Source organism: Flavobacterium sp., assembly GCF_044368995.1.
Classification (GTDB): domain Bacteria; phylum Bacteroidota; class Bacteroidia; order Flavobacteriales; family Flavobacteriaceae; genus Flavobacterium.
Genome location: NZ_JBIPMS010000004.1, coordinates 1 through 16,333, shown reverse-complemented (window position 1 = coordinate 16,333; position 16,333 = coordinate 1). Strand labels below are relative to the sequence as shown.

14 protein-coding genes and 1 pseudogene are annotated in these 16,333 nt (G+C 31.1%); 12 read left to right on the top strand and 3 right to left on the bottom strand.

What is annotated here, in order from left to right; genetic code table 11:
- Window positions 1–165: 165 nt before the first annotated feature.
- The 7 genes from porU (at window position 166) to ACIQ2I_RS00710 (ending at window position 9,974) form a co-directional block, all read left to right on the top strand.
- Window positions 166–4,029 (top strand): type IX secretion system sortase PorU, encoded by a 3,864-nt coding sequence (gene porU / locus ACIQ2I_RS00740; protein ID WP_396180525.1) that lies wholly within the window; start codon window positions 166–168, stop codon window positions 4,027–4,029.
- 90 nt (window positions 4,030–4,119) lie between these two features.
- The gene (gene porV, locus ACIQ2I_RS00735) at window positions 4,120–5,292 is read left to right on the top strand and encodes a type IX secretion system outer membrane channel protein PorV (RefSeq protein ID WP_396180524.1); all 1,173 of its coding nucleotides are present in this window, start codon (window positions 4,120–4,122) and stop codon (window positions 5,290–5,292) included.
- A gap of 90 nt (window positions 5,293–5,382) precedes the next feature.
- Window positions 5,383–5,865, top strand: a complete 483-nt coding sequence (locus ACIQ2I_RS00730; protein ID WP_396180523.1) for a cytidine deaminase — start codon at window positions 5,383–5,385, stop codon at window positions 5,863–5,865.
- A gap of 121 nt (window positions 5,866–5,986) precedes the next feature.
- Window positions 5,987–6,988 carry a pyruvate dehydrogenase (acetyl-transferring) E1 component subunit alpha gene (gene pdhA / locus ACIQ2I_RS00725; RefSeq protein WP_396180522.1) on the top strand — a complete coding sequence of 334 codons (1,002 nt, stop codon included), beginning with the start codon at window positions 5,987–5,989 and terminating at the stop codon, window positions 6,986–6,988.
- 3 nt (window positions 6,989–6,991) lie between these two features.
- Complete coding sequence (locus ACIQ2I_RS00720; RefSeq protein WP_396180521.1) at window positions 6,992–8,602, top strand: 2-oxo acid dehydrogenase subunit E2; 1,611 nt, start codon at window positions 6,992–6,994, stop codon at window positions 8,600–8,602.
- Window positions 8,603–8,684: 82 nt separating this feature from the next.
- Window positions 8,685–9,362: an SDR family NAD(P)-dependent oxidoreductase gene (locus ACIQ2I_RS00715; protein WP_396180520.1), complete on the top strand. Its 678-nt coding sequence runs from the start codon at window positions 8,685–8,687 to the stop codon at window positions 9,360–9,362.
- Window positions 9,363–9,374: 12 nt separating this feature from the next.
- Window positions 9,375–9,974, top strand: a complete 600-nt coding sequence (locus ACIQ2I_RS00710; RefSeq protein WP_396180519.1) for a SprT-like domain-containing protein — start codon at window positions 9,375–9,377, stop codon at window positions 9,972–9,974.
- Between the two features lie 77 nt (window positions 9,975–10,051).
- On the opposite strand, the gene ACIQ2I_RS00705 is transcribed toward ACIQ2I_RS00710, so the two are convergent.
- Window positions 10,052–10,375 (bottom strand): hypothetical protein, encoded by a 324-nt coding sequence (locus ACIQ2I_RS00705; protein ID WP_396180518.1) that lies wholly within the window; start codon window positions 10,373–10,375, stop codon window positions 10,052–10,054.
- A 172-nt stretch (window positions 10,376–10,547) separates the two neighbouring features.
- Between ACIQ2I_RS00705 and ACIQ2I_RS00700 the strand changes: the two genes are divergently transcribed.
- Both ACIQ2I_RS00700 and ctlX read left to right on the top strand, forming a co-directional pair.
- On the top strand, window positions 10,548–11,462 hold the full coding sequence (locus ACIQ2I_RS00700; RefSeq protein WP_396180517.1) for a dimethylarginine dimethylaminohydrolase family protein: 915 nt from the start codon (window positions 10,548–10,550) through the stop codon (window positions 11,460–11,462).
- Window positions 11,463–11,482: 20 nt separating this feature from the next.
- The gene (gene ctlX, locus ACIQ2I_RS00695; protein WP_396180516.1) at window positions 11,483–12,421 is read left to right on the top strand and encodes a citrulline utilization hydrolase CtlX; all 939 of its coding nucleotides are present in this window, start codon (window positions 11,483–11,485) and stop codon (window positions 12,419–12,421) included.
- A 113-nt stretch (window positions 12,422–12,534) separates the two neighbouring features.
- Here ctlX and ACIQ2I_RS00690 read toward each other — a convergent pair whose 3' ends face one another.
- Complete coding sequence (locus ACIQ2I_RS00690) at window positions 12,535–13,176, bottom strand: MarC family NAAT transporter (RefSeq protein WP_396180515.1); 642 nt, start codon at window positions 13,174–13,176, stop codon at window positions 12,535–12,537.
- Between the two features lie 108 nt (window positions 13,177–13,284).
- Between ACIQ2I_RS00690 and ACIQ2I_RS00685 the strand changes: the two genes are divergently transcribed.
- Window positions 13,285–13,641: a CoA-binding protein gene (locus ACIQ2I_RS00685; protein ID WP_396180514.1), complete on the top strand. Its 357-nt coding sequence runs from the start codon at window positions 13,285–13,287 to the stop codon at window positions 13,639–13,641.
- On the opposite strand, the gene ACIQ2I_RS00680 is transcribed toward ACIQ2I_RS00685, so the two are convergent.
- Window positions 13,625–15,130 (bottom strand): sodium:solute symporter, encoded by a 1,506-nt coding sequence (locus tag ACIQ2I_RS00680; protein WP_396180513.1) that lies wholly within the window; start codon window positions 15,128–15,130, stop codon window positions 13,625–13,627. The genes ACIQ2I_RS00685 and ACIQ2I_RS00680 overlap by 17 nt on opposite strands.
- Window positions 15,131–15,262: 132 nt before the next feature.
- On the opposite strand from ACIQ2I_RS00680, the gene recR reads away from it, so the two are divergent.
- Together recR and ACIQ2I_RS00670 are read left to right on the top strand one after the other, a co-directional pair.
- Window positions 15,263–15,883 carry a recombination mediator RecR gene (gene recR / locus ACIQ2I_RS00675; RefSeq protein ID WP_396180512.1) on the top strand — a complete coding sequence of 207 codons (621 nt, stop codon included), beginning with the start codon at window positions 15,263–15,265 and terminating at the stop codon, window positions 15,881–15,883.
- A gap of 45 nt (window positions 15,884–15,928) precedes the next feature.
- Window positions 15,929–16,333, top strand: a pseudogene (locus tag ACIQ2I_RS00670) (nucleotide sugar dehydrogenase); the annotation flags it as partial.

The window sequence follows — 16,333 nt, the reverse complement described above, 5'->3', positions numbered from 1 at the left end:
GCAAGATAATAATAAACCATTAATACGCAACAAAAAAATTAAAAAAAGTTAAACAATAATTTTACTTGATATATTTTGAAACGAAAAAACGTATTAAATATTGTATAAAGTTATATAAAAATTCATTATTTGCAATATTTTAGTTTATTTTGCGTTGTTATGAGAATGAAAAAATATTATTTATTATTTATATTGGCTTCTTTTTTGAGTTTTGCTCAAAACACTAAAGAATTTTCACTAGTTTGGAATACTGAAAAACCTTTTATTCTAGATAACTCAAAATACGATATACCACAATTTCAATCTGAAAATTTTGAATTTAATACTTCTAAAAGAGCAATTAATTATGTAAATAATTTAAAAGTTCCGGGATTAGTTTCGGAAGGCGCTGCCTCTATTGAAAATATTGTATTTGAAACAATAGATGTATCAATATTAAGGGGTTTAGACATCTCAAATATTTCCTCGAAGATTAATTTTAAAGCGTTTTCTTCTTACGCCAGAAATGATGCATTTATTTCTTTTAATTTTAATCCGATAATTAAAGACAATACGGGATATAAAATAGTAAAATCATTTACGCTAAATTATTCCTTATCTAATTCTAATAGATCATTTCAAAGTACTAATTCTATTCAAAATTCAGTTTTGGCTACTGGGTCTTGGCATAGATTTTATGTTGAAAAATCTGGGGTTTATCAAGTAAGCAAAAGTTTTCTTCAAAGTATTGGAGTAAATGTAGCAGTAGATCCAAGAAATATTAAAATTTACGGCAATGGAGGTAGAATGTTGCCATTACTAAATAGCATTCCGTATCCCACAGATTTAGAAGAAAATGCCATTCAATTTATAGGTGAAGAAGACGGAGTTTTTAATGAAAATGACTATATTTTGTTTTATGCAGAAGGGGTTGATACTTGGAATGAAGAGAGCTTGACTCACGTAAATCAATTTGCAGATAGATCTTATTATTATGTAACCACAAATGGTTCGGCTGGAAAGAGAATTCAACCTTATATTGAGCCCGTTGCACCTGCAAATTTGTTACTTTCTACTTATGATGGCTATCAATTTCACGAAGTTGATTTGTTTAACGCAGGAAAAATTGGTAGAAGATGGTTTGGAGAAAAATTTGATTTAGATGACAATCAGACTTTTCCATTTGTATTACCCAATTATACTTTGGGTTCACCCGTAAATTTATCTGCGAATTTTGCAGCTGTTTCATTTGTTTCTACTTCATTTAAAGTAAAAGCAAATGCTTTAGATATTGGAACCGTTCCAATTAACGCAGCTATTGGTTCTTCTCTAGGTTTTGAAAACATTCTAAATACTACATTTATTCCTACTTCTAATGCCGTAACTATTGATTTAACATATGTAAATAACGGCGTGCCTTCTTCAAAAGGATATTTAGATTATATTATTTTAAAATATAATGCTGAGTTAAAAGGGTTTGGAAAACAATTTTTGTTTTCTAATAATTTAGTAAAAACAAATATTGGTGTAGGACAATTTATTATTTCGAACGCCTCGACCATAAGGTCAGTTTGGGATGTAACGGATTTATATAATGTTACAAAATTAGATAACACTCAAAATAGTATGTCTTTTAAATTGGCTTTAGGTCAAGATAAAAAATTTGTTGCGATTGATAATGTAGATTTTTATACTCCTTTAAGAGAAACCGAAACCAATGTGGCTAACCAAAATTTAAAAGGCACCATTTTTAATAACAACCAAGGTGTTTTTCAAGATATCGATTATTTAATTGTAACTCCATCAAGTTTGGTGGCACAAGCAGAAACTTTGGCTAATTTTCACAGAAGCAATTCAACTATGAATGTTAAAGTAGTGCCACTATCTTTAATATATACTGAATTTGGAGGTGGTAAACAAGATATTGCAGCGATCAGAAATTTTGTAAAATATGTATATGATAATGCTTCAAATACAGCTAATAAAGTAAAATATTTAAACTTATTTGGAGACGCATCCTATGATTTTAAAGATAGAATACGTAACAACACGAATGTAGTACCTATTTTTCATGGTTTTGAAGTTTCTCAATCTTTAAATCCGAATAATAGTACTAATTTTTCACTATTTTCATCTTTTATGTCTGATGATTTCTTTTCGCTTATGGATAGTAATGAAGGAAATATGCAATCTTCAGCAGATTTAATGGATTTAGCTGTTGGAAGAATGCTAGTTTCTTCAAACACACAAGCTTCAGAAATGGTAAACAAAGTAATTGAATATCATGATGAAAGATCTTTCAAAAGATGGCGAAATAACCTAGTGTATTATGCTGATGACCCCGATCCGTATTTATCGGGAGATTATTTGTTACAAAAAGATTTAAACGAATTAGCCGATGATGTTGCTTTAGCTAACCCGTTTTTTAATGCTAACAAAATTTTTACAGATGCATACGTGCAAGAAGTAAGTGCTGGTGGACCTAGATATCCACAAGCAAAAAAAGCATTTATTGACGCTATAGAATTAGGGGCTTTGGTCTTAAATTATTACGGACACGGAAATGAAGAAAGTTTTGCAGTAGAACGCATTTTTGAAAAAGCAGATGCACAAGCTCTCGGAAACAGATTCAAATATCCTTTGTTTATAACTATAACTTGTGAGTTTACTCGATTTGATGACCCAAATCGTCCTACAGGTGGAGAATACATGTATTGGAACAAAGCTGGAGGCGCCATTGCATTATTAGCAACAACTAGACAAATTAGTCAATCTTTAGGAATTCTTTTAAATGAAGAAATTTATAATAATTTGTTTACTATGGAAAATAATTCCTACATTTCCATTGCAGAGTCACTTCGTCGTGCTAAAATTAGTTTGGGCGGTTCAAATAAACGAGTCGTTTTTTATATTGGTGATCCCGCTTTAAAATTAGCCATTCCAAGACCAAAAATAGTTTTAACAAAAGTAAATGGTGAAAACATAAATACCACTACTTTATCTTTACAAGCTTTGTCTTTAGCCACATTAACAGGTGAGGTTTTAGATGAGAACAATATTTTAATAGCTAATTATAATGGAGATTTAGCGGTTCAAGTTTATGATAAAAATTTAAACAGATTAACACTTGATAATGATAATGCTTCTTTGCCGCCATATAATCAACCCAAGTTAAATTTTGCCACATTAGGAGAAGTAATCTATAGAGGAAATGCATCAGTAGTAAACGGAAAGTTTGAATTTAGTTTTATTGTACCACAAGACATTCAAATACCTGTAGGAAATGCTAGGGTAAGTTTTTATGCAAAAAGCAATTCGCCAACTTTACAAAATCATACAGGGCATAATACGCAAATTAAAGTAGGAGGCGTAAATACGTTAGCCCCATCTGATACCACACCGCCAAAGTTAAAATTATTCATGAACGACACAAATTTTGTGAGTGGAGGGATTACAAATGAATCACCAATTTTTTTAGCTTTTCTTGAAGACGAAAACGGAATAAACACAGCAAGCGGAATTGGGCATGATATTGTGGCTATTTTGGATAATGATGAAAACAGTCCATATAATTTAAATGATTACTACGAAACAGAAACGGATAACTATAAGAAAGGAAAAGTTACCTACCCGTTTAGGGATTTAGCACCCGGTTTGCATACTATTTTGTTTAAAGCTTGGGATGTGTATAATAATTTAATTACCGCTGAAATTCAGTTTGTGGTTATTGGCGACGGTGATTTACAATTAGAACATGTTTTAAATTATCCAAATCCATTTGTAAGTTATACCGAATTTTGGTTTAGTCACAACAGGCCATTTGAACCTTTAGAAGTACAAGTTCAGATTTTAACTATAACAGGTAAATTGGTAAAAACGATTAATCAAACCGTTGTAAACGAGGGGTTTACTTCCAGAGATATAAAATGGGATGGAAAAGATAATTTTGGAGATAAAATAGGAAAAGGCGTATATGTATATAAGGTAACTGTAAAATCAACTATAACGGGTAAAAAAACAGAAAAAATAGAAAAACTTGTAATCCTATAAAAAAAATGTATATTTGTAAATTAACTATAAAATAAGCATATTGATATAAAATTACATCTGAAATAAATAAATAGTAATCAAATCAAACAGATGAAGAATCTAATAAAACTTTTAACAATTTTAGTAGTTACGCAATATACCTTCGGGCAAGAAAGAGTAATTACAACAGCAGTTCCTTTTTTATTAATTGCTGCTGATGCTCGTTCTGCTGGTCTGGCAGATATGGGTGTAGCAACTTCTGCAGATGCTTATTCGCAGCAATATAACCCATCAAAATATGCTTTTTCAAAACAAAAGCAAGGGTTTTCAATGAGTTATACACCTTATTTAACCAGTATAGCAAATGATATTTCTTTAGGGCAAATAACTTATTTTAATAGGTTTAATGACCGTATGGCTTTTTCAGGAAGTTTACGTTATTTTGGTTTTGGAGATATTGAATTAAGAGAAACTGGTGACCCAAATGAAGTTCCAGTAATTACAAGTCCAAACGAGTTCGCTCTAGACGGTTCTTATTCGTTAAAACTTAGTCCTGAATTTGCTATGGGAGTTTCGGGTCGTTATATTCGTTCCAACCTAAAAATAGCCAATGCTACAACTGATGCTAGACCAGCTACTTCATTTGCGGTGGATGTTTCAGGTATTTATCAGTCTGAAGAAGAAGTGTATGATAATTTTAATGGAAGATGGAGAGCAGGTTTTAATTTTCAAAATTTAGGGCCAAAATTATCATATGATAATGATTTATTAAATGAAAATTTTATTCCAGCGAATATGCGATTGGGAGGAAGTTTTGATTTTATTTTAGATGATTATAATAAAGTAAGCTTGATTGGTGAAACTACAAAATTATTAGTGCCAACACCTCAAACGGTTACAGATTTAAATAATGATGGCGTTATAGATGCCACTGATAAATCAATTAACAATCAAAATTATAGAAAAATAAGTTGGACTAGTGGTATATTTCAATCTTTTGGAGATGCACCAGATGGTTTTTCCGAAGAATTAAAAGAATTTACATGGGCGTTAGGTGCTGAATATTGGTATCAAGATTCTTTTGCTCTAAGAACGGGTTACTTTAGTGAAAGCGTTGAAAAAGGTGCTAGAAAATATTTAACATTAGGAGCAGGGTTTAAATATAATATTGTTAAAATAGACGTATCTTATTTGTTTTCAGCATCAAAAGTTAGAAACCCACTTGAAAATACCTTACGATTTTCTTTATCATTTAATTTTGGAGACGAATACGATGATAATTAATACAAAATTTAATTAATTTAAATCCAAATTCAATCTTTTTTGAATTTGGATTTTTTTTCCAAAAAAAGTAAAAATTTTAAAGAACTACTTATGAAAGAACTACTTTTAGAAACAAAATTAACTGTTTTCGAATCTTTTGAAGAATTGTCTAATTCTGAAAAAGAATACATGAATCAAGCTATAGAAATTAGAAAAAAAGCCTATGCGCCGTACTCTAAATTTTTAGTAGGTGCTGCAATTGTTTTAGATAATGGTATAGTATTACAAGGTTCAAACCAAGAAAACGCTGCTTATCCATCAGGTTTGTGCGCAGAGCGAGTGGTTATTTTTTATGCAGGAGCAAATTATCCTGAAAATAAAATTACAAAAATGTTTATTTCGGCAGCACCATCAGACCGAGAGGCAACAACACCGATACCACCTTGCGGTTCTTGTCGTCAATCTATTTCTGAATATGAAGTGAAACAAGATTTACCAATCGAAGTCTATTTTATGGGATCAAAAGGACCAATACATAAGTCCGATTCTCTAAAAAATTTATTACCTTTTATGTTTGATAAAGGTAATCTATAACGTTTTCGTTCGTAAAAAGTAAAATAAATTGATTATTTTCTTAATTTAAACAGTAATAAATTTTTAGAATAAAATACGTTGTAGTATTTTTGTAGTTCGTAAAAAAAATAAATAGTTACATATGAAACCAATTACAAAAGAAGTATATCTAAAATGGTATGAAGACATGCAGTTTTGGAGAAAGTTTGAAGACAAATTAGCTGCCTTGTATATACAACAAAAAGTAAGAGGATTTCTTCATTTATATAACGGACAAGAAGCCGTTTTAGCAGGTGCATTACACGCTATGGAATTAGGTGGAAAAGATAAAATGATAACTGCTTATAGAAATCATGTGCAGCCAATTGGTATGGGCGTTGATCCAAAAGCAGTAATGGCAGAATTATTAGGTAAAGTTACCGGAACCTCTAAAGGTATGGGTGGTTCTATGCATATTTTCTCTAAAAAACATGGATTTTATGGAGGACATGGTATAGTTGGCGCTCAAATTCCTGTTGGAGCAGGTATGGCTTTTGCTGATAAATATTTTGAAACAGGTGGCGTTACATTAACCTATTTTGGAGATGGAGCAGCACGTCAAGGGTCTTTACATGAAGCATTTAATATGGCTATGTTATGGAAATTACCAGTTGTTTTTATTTGTGAAAACAATGGTTATGCAATGGGTACTTCAGTAGAAAGAACAGCCAATCATACAGATATTTGGAAATTAGGTTTAGGATACGAAATGCCTTGCGGACCAGTTGATGCTATGAATCCTGTTAAAGTGGCTGAAGCCATGCATGAAGCTATGGAACGTGCTAGAAGAGGAGAGGGACCAACTTTCTTAGAAATGAAAACATACAGATATAGAGGTCATTCTATGTCTGATGCGCAACATTATAGAACCAAAGACGAAGTTGAAGAATACAGAAAAATTGATCCAATTACTCAAGTTTTAGATATTATTAAAGAGAAAAAGTACGCGACAGAAGCAGAAATTGAAACGATAGACCAAAGAGTAAATGATTTAGTAGCAGAATGCGAAAAATTCGCTGAAGAATCTCCTTTCCCAGAAGCACAGCAATTATATGATGTGGTTTACGAACAAGAAAATTATCCATTTATTCCTCACAGACTATAAATTATGGCAACAATAATTACAATGCCCCGTTTGAGTGATACCATGACAGAAGGAGTGGTAGCTACTTGGTTGAAAAAAGTGGGTGACACAATAAAAACTGGTGAAATTTTAGCGGAAATAGAAACCGATAAAGCCACAATGGAATTCGAATCTTTTTATGACGGTGTGTTATTACACATAGGTATTCATGAAGGAGAATCAGCTCCAGTAGATTCTTTATTAGCAATTGTAGGAAAACAAGGAGAAGACTTTTCTGCTTTGTTAACTTCAGGTGTTCCAGAAAAACAAGTATCTACATTAGAAGACGTTAAAACTGAAACTAAAACTGCCACAACATCATCTGAAATTCCAGCTGGTGTAAAAGTAGTAACTATGCCTCGATTATCAGATACCATGACAACTGGTACTGTGGCAACATGGTTGAAAAAAGTAGGAGAAGCTATTAAAATAGGTGATATCTTAGCTGAAATCGAAACTGATAAAGCTACTATGGAATTCGAATCTTTCAACGCGGGTACCTTATTATATATTGGTGTAGAAGAAGGCGATACAGCTCCAGTAGATACAATCTTAGCCATTTTAGGACCAGCTGGAACCGATGTTTCAGGAATTGCTGCAAATTTTGCAATTGGTAGAACAGCTGAAACTCCAAAAGAGGAAGTTGTTAAACAAGATTCAAACCCAACACAAAATCTCCAACATTCAATACCAAATACTAATGATAGAATTTTTGCATCGCCTTTAGCTAAAAAAATGGCGCAGGATAAAGGTATAAATCTATCACAGATTAAAGGTTCGGGCGAAAACGGAAGAATTACAAAATCAGATGTTGAAAACTTTACTCCATCAACTGCTAGTACTCCAGTTCACGCTTATTCAGATGCTACTAATGCAGTAGTTTCTACCGTGAAACCTTTCGTTCCTGCAGGAGAAATGTTCCAAGAAGAAATTAAAAACTCTCAAATGCGTAAAACCATTGCTAGACGTTTAGCAGAATCTAAATTTACAGCACCACATTATTATTTAACAATTGAGTTAGATATGGATAATGCGATTGCTTCAAGGAATACAATTAATAGCTTACCAGAAACTAAAGTGTCTTTTAACGATATGGTTATTAAGGCATCTGCTATGGCACTAAAAAAACACCCTCAAGTAAATTCTCAATGGAGAGAAGACGCGATGGTAATCAATCATCATGTTAATATTGGCGTAGCTGTTGCTGTTGAAGACGGTTTAATGGTTCCAGTATTGAAATTTACAGATCAAATGAGTTTAACTCAAATTGGTGTTGCTGTAAAAGATTTAGCAGGAAAAGCAAAATCAAAGAAAATCCAACCAGCTGAAATGGAAGGAAGTACTTTTACAATTTCTAACTTAGGAATGTTTGGTATTCAATCATTTACTTCAATTATTAATCAACCCAACTCAGCTATTTTATCTGTTGGTGCTATTATTGAAAAACCAGTTGTTAAAAAAGGGCAAATTGTGGTTGGTAACACCATGATAGTAACATTAGCTTGCGACCACAGAACGGTTGATGGAGCTACTGGAGCACAGTTTTTACAAACATTTAAAGCGTTTATGGAAAATCCAGTTACGATGTTAGCTTAAAAATAATATTTTTATAATAATGAAATCCTGAAAAATTATTTTTCGGGATTTTTTTTTATATTTACATAAAACTAATACTATTTTGAAAAATATTATAATTACAGGAACCTCCAGTGGAATTGGCTATGAAATGGCTTTGCAGTTTGCTAATGCGGGTCATTATGTTTTAGCTATTTCTAGGAAAACACCACAAAACCTAATCGATCACGAAAACATTACATGTTTAGCAATAGATATTTCAGATGAAAATCAGTTGCAACAAGTTAGTGATTTTCTATCAAAAACGTGGAAAAACGTGGATGTTCTAATTCATAATGCTGGAAGTTTATTGCACAAAAATTTTACAGAAATTACTACCCAAGAATTTCAAAATATTTATAAAGTAAATGTTTTCGCTGTTGCAGAGCTCACCAAAATTTGTATACCATTTATGGAAAATGGAAGCCACGTTGTTACTATAAGTTCTATGGGTGGCATTCAAGGAAGTGTTAAATTCGCTGGACTTTCAGCATACAGTTCCAGTAAAGGAGCAGTAATTACGCTTTCAGAATTATTAGCTGAAGAATACAAAGAAAGTGGTATTTCATTTAATGTATTAGCATTAGGCGCAGTGAATACAGAAATGCTTAAAGAAGCTTTTCCAGGATACGAAGCGCCACTTTCAGCAAAAGAAATGGCAGATTATATATATAACTTCGCCTTAACCGGAAACAAATTTTATAACGGAAAAGTATTGCAGGTTTCCTCATCTACTCCATAAAAAAGTTTTCAATTGAACGTTTTACAAAAATATTTACCAGAACACGCTTTAGAACCTGTTTTCGAACTGATTAAGCAAAATCATGTGCACTTGAAAATTGTAAACGAACGAAATACCCGCCATGGTGATTATCGAAGACATCCTGATGGTTTTCATCAAATTACTGTCAATGCCAATTTGAATAAGTACCGATTTTTAATGACTTTAATTCATGAAATCGCTCATTTGGTTGCTTTTGAAAAATATGGTAGAAACATTTTACCTCATGGAACAGAATGGAAAATTACGTTTCAGCATTTAATGATTCCGTTTATTCGTCCAGAAATTTTTCCTAATCAAATATTGCCTTTGATGGCAAGACATTTTAGAAATCCAAAAGCAAGTTCAGACACAGATGCTACCTTGTCTTTGGCTTTAAAACAATTTGATGAAAGAAATACAGAACACAATTATATCTTTGAAATTCCAAACGGAAGTACATTTCGAATCAAAAACGGAAAAGTTTTTAAAAAAATAGCTTTGCGAGTGAAACGATATGAATGTTTAGAAGTAAGCTCAGGAAGATTATTCTTATTCCAACCTAATGCGGAAGTTGAAGTAATTTCATATTGATGATACTATTAAAATCACCGTAAAATTTAACATAAAAAAAAGCTTCAGAATTTTTGAAGCTTTTTTATGTTAAAAGCTTACGCTTTTTTCGGTGTAATTTTCTTTGTTTCTGTTGCTTTTTTTGCAGGAGTTTTTTTAACTGCAGCTTTTTTTGGTGCAGCTTTTTTTGTAGTTTTCTTTGCTGGTTTTTCAACTTTATCTTTCGCTGCTACTTTTTTTACAGGTGCTTTTTTAACGGCAGCTTTTTTAACAGGGACTTTTTTAACTATTGGCTTTTCTTCTAATTTTTCAGCTGCTTTTTCCATTACTGGCGATGCAATTACTGATTTTTTTACACTACTATTTTCTGCAGTTTGTTTAGCTTTTCCAAATAATGAGCTAAAAAAATTTAATAATCCCATAATGATTTAGTTTTAAGTTTTTCCAAAGATAAGTAATTGGAAATCAATACACAAAATATTATTTTAACAAATTATAAAATTGTTTTTAATTTGTTCTCAAACTTTTATAATAAAACATGGTTCTCACTTTCTCAATCGTTATCAATTTTCTATATTTGTAAAAAACAGTTTTATGTTATCATTACATGTAAATAACGAAACCTCACGATTACGAGCGGTAGTACTTGGAACTGCTATTAGTAATGGACCGACACCTACAATTGAAGAAGCCTATGATCCAAAATCATTAGAACATATTAAAGCAGGAACTTATCCAATTGAAGCGGATATGGTTGCTGAAATAGAAGCTTTTAATGCTGTTTTTCAAAAGTATGATGTACATGTTTATCGTCCTGAAATTATTGAAAATTATAACCAAATTTTTTCAAGAGATATTGGTTTTGTAATTGATGACATTTTTATTAAAGCTAATATTTTACCTGAAAGAGAACGAGAATTAGAGGCTATTCAATACATAATTGATAAAATTGATACCAGCAAAGTAGTTCGCCCACCAGCTGAGGTTCATATAGAAGGTGGAGATGTGATGCTTTGGAATGATTATATTTTTATTGGGACTTATAAAGGTTCAGATTATAAAAATTATATTACTGCAAGAACAAATATAAAAGGTGTCGAATACATTCAAAAATTATTTCCTAATAAAATTGTGAAAGCTTTTGATTTGGTAAAATCTAAAATTGAACCACGAGATAATGCTTTACATTTAGATTGTTGTTTTCAGCCAATTGGCACAAACAAAGGCATCATATATAAGAGTGGTTTCCGCGAAGAAGCGGATTATGTATTTTTAGTAAATTTGTTCGGTAAAGACAATTTGTTTCATATAGAAAGAGAAGAAATGTATCATATGAACTCAAATATTTTTTCTATTGCACAAGATGTAATCGTATCTGAGAAAAATTTCACAAGATTAAATACTTGGTTACGCAAAAACGGTTTTACAGTAGAAGAAATTCCTTATGCTGAAATTTCAAAACAAGAAGGCCTTTTACGTTGTTCCACTTTACCATTAATTAGAGACTAAAAACTCACAACAAACAAATTATGAAACAAACTACCAATACCATATTAATGATTCGTCCCGTGGCGTTTCGTATGAACGAACAAACGGCTGTAAATAATTATTATCAAAAAATACTAGATGATTTAACCCCAGAAACAGTAAATTTTAAAGCAGTGCAAGAATTTGATGCCTTTGTTGAAAAATTAAAAAGTGTTGGTGTACAAGTAATTGTAATTCAAGACAAAAAAGAACCTGACACGCCAGATAGTATTTTTCCAAATAACTGGATTTCTTTTCATGAAACAGGTGATGTTGCTTTATATCCAATGTTTGCTGAGAATAGAAGATTAGAGCGAAGAGAAGATGTTTTAGATGTTTTAGAAGATAAAGGGTTTGAGATAACTGAAATTATGGATTATACTTCTGCAGAAGAAGATAGTGTGTATTTAGAAGGCACAGGAAGTTTAATTTTAGATAGAGAATTTAATAAAGCCTATTGCGCACTATCGCCAAGAGCTGACGAAGAATTATTTATCGAATTTTGTGAAGATTTTGATATGTCACCTATTATTTTTGAAGCTTTCCAAACCGTAAAAGGAGAAAGAAAAGCCATTTATCATACTAATGTTATGATGTGTATTTCTGAAACGTTTGCAGTAATTTGTGCCGATTGTATTGATGATAAAAAAGAACGCAAAATGGTTTTAGAAAATTTAAAATCAGATGGCAAAGAAATTATTTTAATCACAGAAGACCAAGTCAATAATTTTGCTGGAAATATGTTACAGGTTCGAGGTGCTAGTGATAAACGTTATTTAGTAATGAGCAATTCAGCTTATCAAAGTTTAACAAAAATTCAAATTGATAAAATTGAAAAACATTGTGAAATTTTACACGCAAGTTTAGATATTATTGAAGCTTGCGGTGGAGGTAGCGCCCGTTGTATGATGGCTGAGGTTTTTTTACCGAAAATGGAATAAATTTAGAAATTCCAAAAACAAAAATAACAAATTCCAACAATACTAATTTGGAATTTGTTATTTGTTATTTGGAATTTTAGTTTTTGGAATTTTTATTTTTGGAATTTCTAAATTTAAATTCCTCTAATAATACTTAAAACAGCACTAATAATATATTGAATTCCGATTGCAATGGTTAAAAAACCTATAATTCTAGATATAGCTACAATTCCTGCTGAACCTAAAATTTTTGCTAGATAATGGGCACTTCGTAATACAAAATAAATTAAAACGGCCACAGCAAAAATGGCAAAACAAGAAAATAGTATTTCCGATGAGGTAATGGATGTGTTTGTCTCTGTTAATTCTTGATAATATGCAATTAATAAAGAAATAGATCCAGGACCAGCTAACATAGGCATTGCTAAAGGAGTAAGTGCAATATGTTGGCGAGTTTCTACTTCTTTTTGTACCTTTTTATTAATTCCTTTATTCTTGCTAAAATTTCCATTTAATAATGAAAACCCTGAACTAGCAATTATAATTCCACCAGCAATTCGTAACGCAGTAATGGTAATCCCGAAAAAAGACAGTACATATTGTCCAACAAAAAATGAGATAAGTAAAATTACAAATACATTAATTGAAGTGATTAATGAGGTTCTAGATCGTTCAGATGCCGAATATCCTTGCGTTAATCCTACAAAAATAGGCACAGTTCCAATCGGATTTAAAACAGAAAACAAGGCGGCGAATAAATAAATAAAAATGTCCATAGTTTTTTTGCAAATGTATCTTGTTATTCAAAGATAGAATTTATAATACAATTATTTAAATGTAAATTAAAAAACATTTTGTAAATTGGTACAACTAAAACCGAAAAAATGAAAACGTTAGTTATAGGGGCAACAACAAATAAAGAGCGATATGCTTATAAAGCCATTCAAAGTTTAATTAATAAATCACATCAAGTAGTGGCTATCGGAACTAAAGAAGGCATGGCTTTAGATGTGAAAATTGAAACTGCTAAATTTCCTTTTACAGGAATCGATACCGTTACGTTATATTTAAATCCTAAAAATCAAGAAGAATATTACGACTATATTATTTCATTAAACCCAAGACGTGTACTATTTAATCCAGGAACAGAAAATCCTGCATTTTACGAAATATTAAAACAAAATAACATTCAATTTGAAGTAGCTTGCACGTTGGTTTTATTAGCTACAAATCAGTATTAATTATACCCTTTTTACTTATTAAGTACAATCCAATAAAAGTAATCAAACCATTTACTATAATTAATTCTTCAGCAAATGCATACGGAATTAACTTTGGAGCCTCCACATCAATCCCAGAATTCAGACTAATCAAATATGTAATCGCAGGAGATAACAAACAAATAAATGGCACCAATTTATCTTTTACGGAACGATTTTTGACTAAAATTCCAAAAGCAAATAAACCTAAAAGCGGTCCGTATGTGTAAGACGCGACTTTAAATATTAGCTTTACTACCGATTGATTGGTTAACGAATTAAAAATTAAAATCACCAAAAATATGGCTAATGAAAATCCTATATGAACTAAATGCCTTGTTTTTACTGTATTTTTTGTTTCTTCTTTTTTCTCCATTCCTAAAAAATCAATACAAAATGAAGTCGTTAACGCAGTTAATGCAGAATCTGTCGTAGCAAAAGTAGCAGCGGTTAAGCCTAATAAAAATACAACTGCTGGCACTAAAGCAAAATGATTGAATGCTATTTCAGGAAATAATAAATCGGTTCTAACAGCGCCATTTAAAGTTGGAACTGGAATATTATTTTTAGCTGCAAATAAATACAATAAAGCCCCAACACTCAAGAAAAATAAATTGATAATTACAAAAATTCCCGTAAACGTAAACATATTTTTTTGTGCTTCTTTAATATTTTTACAGCTTAAATTTTTCTGCATTAAGTCCTGATCTAATCCCACCATAGCTATAGTTACAAAAATACCCCCTAAAATTTGTTTTACAAAATGTTGCCCTGAACCTATAAAATCTTCAAAAAAGAAAATTTTAGAATATTTCGAAGTTTCAATTTCTGTAATAGCTTCACTAAATCCAAGATTTAAACTATCGCAAACAAAATAAATAGTAAAAAAAACAGAACTTACTAAAAATACCGTTTGAAGCGTATCAGTAATAATAATCGTTTTTAATCCGCCTTTATAGGTGTAGGCAAAAATTAGTCCTAAACTAATCAAAACTGTTGCCCAAAATGGTATCCCATAAGTGTTAAAAACAAAATTTTGTAATACTAAAACAACTAAATACAATCTAAAAGCCGAACCGATTGTTCTACTTAATAGGAAAATAAAAGAAGCTGTTTTATAACTAAAATAGCCCAATCGTTGTTCAATATATGTGTAAATTGAGGTTAAATTTAGTTTATAATACAAAGGTAATAATACGGTGGCTACTATAATAAATCCAATTGCATTCCCTAAAATAAATTGAAAATAAGCAAACTGATTGGCTGCTACTGCACCAGGCACTGAAATAAAAGTAACACCTGAAAGCGCCGTTCCAATCATTCCAAAAGCCACCAAGTACCAAGGCGATTTACTGTTTGCCTTAAAAAAAGTATCGTTACTACTACCTGATTTTTTGTTCATAAAAAAGGAAATTCCAAATAAAACAATAAAATACGAAACAAAAAATAGTAAAATTGTAATTGGTTGCATAAGTTTTTTTTACAAAAATAACAGAATAATGCATATTCGTAGCATATTTATTAAAATTAGCACAAAATAAAATCTTGAAAAACCTATTTACATTTATGTAGATAGGTTTTTTCTTTTTAATATATTTGCAAAATGGAATTCTCGTCAAAATTATTGGAAAATGCAGTTAATGAAGTAGCAATGTTACCTGGTATTGGTAAAAGAACAGCTATGCGATTGGTGTTGCACTTGCTAAAACAACCTGCAACTCAAACGCAATTATTGACAGCTGCGCTTACTAAAATGCGAAATGAAATTATATATTGTCAAAATTGTCACAATATTTCTGATTTTGCAATTTGTGAAATATGCAATAATCCATCTAGAGACCACACTATAATTTGTGTAGTTGAAGACGTAAGGGATGTTATGGCTATTGAAAATACTAGAATGTATAAAGGAATTTATCATGTTTTAGGAGGTAAAATATCTCCTATTGAAGGTATATCTCCTAGTCAATTAAATATTAATTCTTTAGTGGAAAAAGTCAAACAAGAGAAAGTTTCCGAAATAATTTTTGCATTGAGTTCTACTATGGAAGGCGATACCACAAATTTTTATATCTTTAAGCAAATAAAAGCATACACAATAAATGTGTCTACAATTGCCAGAGGAATTTCTGTTGGTGACGAATTGGAATATGCAGATGAAGTTACATTAGGAAGAAGTTTATTACAAAGAATTCCTTTTGAATCTTCTATGAAATCTATTTAAGATTTCTCAGATAAAAAAATATTAAAGTTAAAGAAAATTAAAAAGATGATAAAAAATATTTGTTGTATTGGTGCAGGATATGTTGGAGGGCCAACAATGGCCGTTATTGCTCAAAAATGTCCACATATAAAAGTGACTGTTGTTGATTTAAATCAAGACAGAATAAATGCTTGGAACAATCAAGATTTGAGTTTATTACCCATTTATGAGCCTGGATTAGATGTTGTTGTAAAAGAAGCTAGAGGGAGAAATTTGTTCTTTACAACTGAAGTAGACCAAGCAATAGACGAAGCGGATTTAATTTTTATTTCTGTAAATACACCTACAAAAACTTATGGCGTAGGAAAGGGAATGGCAGCAGATTTAAAATATATCGAATTATGTGCCAGACAAATTGCACGAGTAGCTAAAACTGATAAAATTGTTGTTGAAAAATCGACTTTACCAGTA

Excerpts from the sequence above, each read along its gene's own strand:
- porU (WP_396180525.1), top strand. The coding sequence starts at position 166 with ATGAAAAAATATTATTTATTATTTATATTGGCTTCTTTTTTGAGTTTT.
- porV (WP_396180524.1), top strand. The coding sequence starts at position 4,120 with ATGAAGAATCTAATAAAACTTTTAACAATTTTAGTAGTTACGCAATAT.
- ACIQ2I_RS00730 (WP_396180523.1), top strand. The coding sequence starts at position 5,383 with ATGAAAGAACTACTTTTAGAAACAAAATTAACTGTTTTCGAATCTTTT.
- pdhA (WP_396180522.1), top strand. The coding sequence starts at position 5,987 with ATGAAACCAATTACAAAAGAAGTATATCTAAAATGGTATGAAGACATG.
- ACIQ2I_RS00720 (WP_396180521.1), top strand. The coding sequence starts at position 6,992 with ATGGCAACAATAATTACAATGCCCCGTTTGAGTGATACCATGACAGAA.
- ACIQ2I_RS00705 (WP_396180518.1), bottom strand. The coding sequence starts at position 10,375 with ATGGGATTATTAAATTTTTTTAGCTCATTATTTGGAAAAGCTAAACAA.
- ACIQ2I_RS00700 (WP_396180517.1), top strand. The coding sequence starts at position 10,548 with ATGTTATCATTACATGTAAATAACGAAACCTCACGATTACGAGCGGTA.
- ctlX (WP_396180516.1), top strand. The coding sequence starts at position 11,483 with ATGAAACAAACTACCAATACCATATTAATGATTCGTCCCGTGGCGTTT.
- ACIQ2I_RS00690 (WP_396180515.1), bottom strand. The coding sequence starts at position 13,176 with ATGGACATTTTTATTTATTTATTCGCCGCCTTGTTTTCTGTTTTAAAT.
- ACIQ2I_RS00685 (WP_396180514.1), top strand. The coding sequence starts at position 13,285 with ATGAAAACGTTAGTTATAGGGGCAACAACAAATAAAGAGCGATATGCT.
- ACIQ2I_RS00680 (WP_396180513.1), bottom strand. The coding sequence starts at position 15,130 with ATGCAACCAATTACAATTTTACTATTTTTTGTTTCGTATTTTATTGTT.
- recR (WP_396180512.1), top strand. The coding sequence starts at position 15,263 with ATGGAATTCTCGTCAAAATTATTGGAAAATGCAGTTAATGAAGTAGCA.